We start from the raw sequence: 4,453 nt of genomic DNA, 5'->3' as shown, positions 1-4,453 counted from the left end.
CTCCGCAACGACCCCGCCGGGCATCCGCTTTGGATGATCCTCCCAGTCTGGACGAGGGGCCGGCGCCGCCGCCCGGCCCGTCGGGTCCACCCCGCCCGGCCGGGCGGTTTGCACCGGGACGGCCCGGGCAGACGCGGGAACATGTCGGAGCGAACCGAGTCGAAGACGGTGTCCGTCACCACCGAGGTACCGGCCCGGTTGGACCGCCTGCCGTGGTCCCGCTGGCACTGGATGATCGTGATCGGGCTGGGCACCGTATGGATCCTGGACGGTCTGGAAGTCACCGTCGTCGGGAGCATCGCGAGCCGGATCTCCGAGGACGGCAGTGGACTGTCGATCACGGACGCCCAGGTCACCGGGATGGCGGCCGCCCTCTACGTCGCGGGGGCCTGCGCCGGTGCGCTGGTCTTCGGCCGTCTGACCGACCTCTACGGGCGCAAGCGGTTGTTCCTGGTCACCCTCGGTGTCTACCTGGCGGCGACCGCGCTGACGGCGGTGTCGTTCTCCGCCTGGTGGTTCTTCCTCTTCCGGTTCCTCACCGGATTCGGCATCGGCGGCGAGTACGCGGCCATCAACTCGGCCATCGACGAGCTCATCCCCAGCAAGTTCCGCGGCCGGGTGGACCTGATCATCAACGGCAGCTTCTGGATCGGCGCCGTCGCCGGAGCCCTGCTCTCCGTGCTCGCCCTGGACACCTCGATCTTCCCGAAGTCGGTGGGCTGGCGGCTGACGTTCGCCCTCGGGGTCGTGCTCGGCCTGGTCATCCTGCTCGTCCGGCGCCACGTACCCGAGAGCCCGCGATGGATGATCATCCACGGCCGGGCCGAGGAGGCGGAGGCGCTGGTCTCGGACGTGGAGCGGCGGGTGGAGGCGGAGCAGGGGCGCGGGCTGCCCGCGCCGGAGCGGGCCATCACGATGACGCAGCGCCACAGCATCGGCTTCGGCGAGATCGCGAAGACGGTCTTCCGCTCCTATCCGCGCCGCGCCGTCCTGGGGCTGTCCCTCTTCGTGGGCCAGGCCTTCCTGTACAACGCGATCACCTTCGGCTTCGGTTCCATCCTGGTCACCTTCTTCCACGTCTCCAGCGGGGTGACCGGCTTCTACTTCGCCGTCGTGGCGTTCCTGAACTTCCTCGGCCCGCTCCTGCTCGGCCGCATGTTCGACACGGTGGGGCGGCGGCCGATGATCGCCGGCACGTACATCCTGTCCGGGCTGCTGCTCTTCGGGACCGCCTGGCTCTTCGGCGCGGGTCACCTCACCGCCGTGACCATGACCGCCTGTTGGTGCGTCGTGCTCTTCTTCGCCTCGGCCGGAGCCAGCTCGGCCTACCTGACGGTCAGCGAGATCTTCCCGATGGAGACCCGGGCGATGGCCATCGCCTTCTTCTACGCCATCGGCACGGCGGCCGGCGGCATCTCGGGCCCGCTCCTCTTCGCCGGCCTGACCGCCGGCGGGGTCGTGTCCGACGCGGTGCTCGCCTTCTGCGTCGGCGCGGGGCTGATGGTGGCCGCGGGCCTGGTGGCCGTCCGCTACGCGGTCGCGGCCGAAGGCCGCTCCCTGGAGCAGATCGCCACCCCGCTGTCGGCCCAACCCTCCCCCGACCCCTCCTGACCGGACGGGCCGCCCCCCTCGGACCTCACCGGTCTCCGACCTGCCCTTCGGGGGCGCCTAGTGCTGTGACCGGGAACCTTTACCGGTTTGTCGGCTAGGGGCCGGGCCAGGACCAGCTCCCTCAGGAACTGACGAAACGAGGGCACGAGCGCACGAGGTACAGGACATCGGCCAGTGTCGGGATGTCAACTATGTTCAAGCTCCTATTTGCTCACGGGGGAGCTGAGGCCATGAAGCATCCGGGATGCCTGGCCGTGTTGGTGAGTGCGGTCGTTCTCCTGGGAGTGCTCGGCTGGGGTGCGAAGTCGATGCTCGACTCGTCGTTCGACGGGCCGGACAACCATGTCGCAGCGACCGATTCCCGGGTCTGCCCGCAGACCGAGGGCAACAACGTCTCCCTCGCCGATGCGACCGAGCACTTCGGTCTGCAGGTGCCCGCCGCCGCCACGAGCCTCGTCTTCACCGCAACCGCGGGTGGTCTGCAGGGAGAGGGCAGATTGTCGCTGCGATTCACCACGACACCGGCAGATCTCGCCACGTTCCTCACGGCCAGCCATTTCGAACCGTCAGGCGCGAACACGGCGGTGCTTGCGAGCGACTGGTCCGCTTACAGTTCGGGAGCAGCCGTCCAGTCCGCAAGGGGCCCGTGCGGGCTGACCCCGCCGGGCAACCCGACCATGCTCTACAGCCAGGACGGTCCCGGTTACGTCAGGAAGACCAGTCCGCGGTGCCTGGCGGTGGACCACACCGATCCTGCGCATCCTGTGGTCTGGGTTTCGGGTGCGGACGTGTGATCGTTTCCGCCGCTGGATGGTGCGCACCTGTGTGATCAGACGGCGAAGGCAGGTCTGCCGCCCCGGCGGAGTCCCTTTTCGCTGCGGATCCGGGCGCGTTCGCGCCATTGGGCTGTAAGGATGTCGGGGTGACGCGCGTTCTCGTTGCGCCATCGCAGGTAGGAGTGCAGGGCCCGGGCCTGGACCGTGTGGTTGGGATGGTGCGAGTTGGCCAGGGTGGGGGCACCGTCCGGGCGGGCCGCGCGGATCGCCTGGAAGATTCAGACCGGGTCTCAGTGGGTGCACCTCCCCGCCGAGTACGGCTCGCGGAAGGGCGTCTATACGAGGCTGGGGAACTGGGCTATCGATGGCACGTGGGAACGTGTCTTCACCGCGCTACTCGCGCAAGCGGATACCGGCGGTGACCTGGACTGGGTCGTCGCGGTCGACTCCACGATCGTGCGGGTCCACCAGAACGGCGCCGGGGCCTGCAAAAAGGGGCCCCGGCCGGTGAGCCTGCCGTCCATGCGATCGGATGGTCGCGTGGCGGGTTGGCCACCAAGGTCCATCTCTCCGCTGACAGCCACTGCTGTCCGTTGTGCTTCGTGCTCACGCACGGCCAGGCCGGAGATGCGCCGGCGTTCGAGCACGTAATGGCTGCCATCCGGGTTCCACGTCGAGTTGGCAGGCCCAGGATCAGGCCCTTCGCGATGCTGGCGGACTAGGCGTACTCATCGCGAGCCATCCGGGACCATCTGCGACAACGCGGAGTGCGGGCTGTGATCCCGAAACTGCCGACCAGATCGCCAACCGCAAGCGCAAGGGCCGCGGCGGCTGGCACCCGCCCAGATTCGACCGCGATGCCTACAAGCAACGCAACACCGTCGAACGCTGCATCAACCGCCTCAAGCAATCGCGCGATGTGGCCACTCGCTAAGAGAAGACCGCCACGGTCTACCGCGCGGGTCTCCTCATCGCGGGCATTTTCCTCTGGTCCGGGTCCGCCCGATGAAGAGCAGGCAGCTCACGGCCGGAGGCACTCTCCCTGCGGATCGAAGCAGACGAGGCCGTGCTCGCGAGCCAGTGCAGCGGCATACTCGGACACTTCTTCAGCTTTGCCGTAGGACATGAGCAGGTACACGATCGGTCCCGATGCCTCCTCGATGACCGGGGGCGACACCCACACGACACTGCGATCGACGTCGTCGGGATATCGCCCAACGAGAGCTTCCACATACGCCACGATGCGCGGCGCCGGAGGCACGACGCCATCGTCCGACTCCAGATATCGCTCGTACAGCTCGTCATACGTCGAGCTCGCAGCACGGTTGTCGAATGGGCGGTCGCCGTCCCACACAGCAAGGTCGTAGCTCACAGGCGCATCGTCGCAGGCAACAGCTCCGCCGCCACCAGCAGGTCCTGCGATCTGTCTGCCAGTGATCCGTAAGAGAGCTCCTAGGCCGGGTGTCCCGGGGTGAGGTCGGCCACGGCGCTGAAGAGCAGGAGCGGCGGGCGCACCGGGCCGGGGGGACCTTCCGCCACGGGTGAGAGGCGGAAACCGACGTGGTCGCCGCCGTCCACCTGTGCTTCGATCCGGCCGAGGAACCAGGCCCGGACGTCGTCGAGGATCGGCGCCCGCGCGCCGTCCGTGGTCGGCCGGTGCCAGTCGACGTGCTCGAACTTGTCGATGTCGTCGCCCGTCCGGCCCCCGAAGAGCTCCGCCGTCGGCCTCTGGTCGTCCCGCAGCGTGTGCACCGCCAGGTGGGAGGCCTGCCGGGCGATCCGGTACGTGCGGTTGGCCTTGGAGAGCCACACCATGAAGCGGGGCGGCTCGATCGAGCACTGGGAGGCGAAGCCGACCAGGCAACCGGCCGTCCGCTCCCCGGCGGCCGCGGTCACCACGTACACCGGATAGTCGAGTACGTCGGTGAACGCGTCCAGTTCGGCCACGGCTCGCTCCCGCTCCCTCTGTCGCCCCGCTCCCTCGATCGACCCACGCTAGCCGGGGGCCGCGGGGTCCGGACGCCACGACACGACGGGGGGCGGGCGCGAACGCCCGCCCCCCGTCG

At 68.8% G+C, this 4,453-nt stretch carries 5 protein-coding genes and 1 pseudogene; 3 read left to right on the top strand and 3 right to left on the bottom strand.

Annotated elements, in window-relative coordinates; all coding sequences use genetic code 11:
• Positions 1–141 precede the first annotated feature (141 nt).
• Both ACFWAR_RS34870 and ACFWAR_RS34865 read left to right on the top strand, forming a co-directional pair.
• Positions 142–1,611, top strand: a complete 1,470-nt coding sequence (locus ACFWAR_RS34870) for an MFS transporter (RefSeq protein ID WP_385786264.1) — start codon at positions 142–144, stop codon at positions 1,609–1,611.
• Between the two features lie 230 nt (positions 1,612–1,841).
• Positions 1,842–2,405 carry an ABC transporter permease gene (locus ACFWAR_RS34865; protein ID WP_385786261.1) on the top strand — a complete coding sequence of 188 codons (564 nt, stop codon included), beginning with the start codon at positions 1,842–1,844 and terminating at the stop codon, positions 2,403–2,405.
• 35 nt (positions 2,406–2,440) lie between these two features.
• Here the strand turns inward: ACFWAR_RS34865 and ACFWAR_RS34860 are convergent.
• Positions 2,441–2,623: pseudogene (locus ACFWAR_RS34860) on the bottom strand (IS630 family transposase); the annotation flags it as partial.
• Here ACFWAR_RS34860 and ACFWAR_RS34855 point away from each other — a divergent pair.
• The gene (locus tag ACFWAR_RS34855; protein ID WP_385786258.1) at positions 2,592–3,038 is read left to right on the top strand and encodes a transposase; all 447 of its coding nucleotides are present in this window, start codon (positions 2,592–2,594) and stop codon (positions 3,036–3,038) included. The pseudogene ACFWAR_RS34860 and the gene ACFWAR_RS34855 sit on opposite strands and share 32 nt — an antisense overlap.
• 370 nt (positions 3,039–3,408) lie before the next feature.
• Here the strand turns inward: ACFWAR_RS34855 and ACFWAR_RS34850 are convergent, their stop codons facing one another.
• Entirely contained in the window at positions 3,409–3,759 is a 351-nt protein-coding gene (locus tag ACFWAR_RS34850) for a hypothetical protein (RefSeq protein ID WP_385786255.1), read from the bottom strand.
• An 80-nt stretch (positions 3,760–3,839) separates the two neighbouring features.
• Entirely contained in the window at positions 3,840–4,334 is a 495-nt protein-coding gene (locus ACFWAR_RS34845) for a flavin reductase family protein (RefSeq protein WP_385786252.1), read from the bottom strand.
• Positions 4,335–4,453 lie beyond the last annotated feature (119 nt).

This window comes from Streptomyces sp. NPDC059917 (assembly GCF_042730635.1).
Classification (GTDB): Bacteria; Actinomycetota; Actinomycetes; order Streptomycetales; family Streptomycetaceae; genus Streptomyces.
Note: the sequence above shows the minus strand (reverse complement) of the source record. Positions and strands in the feature narration are given on the sequence as shown.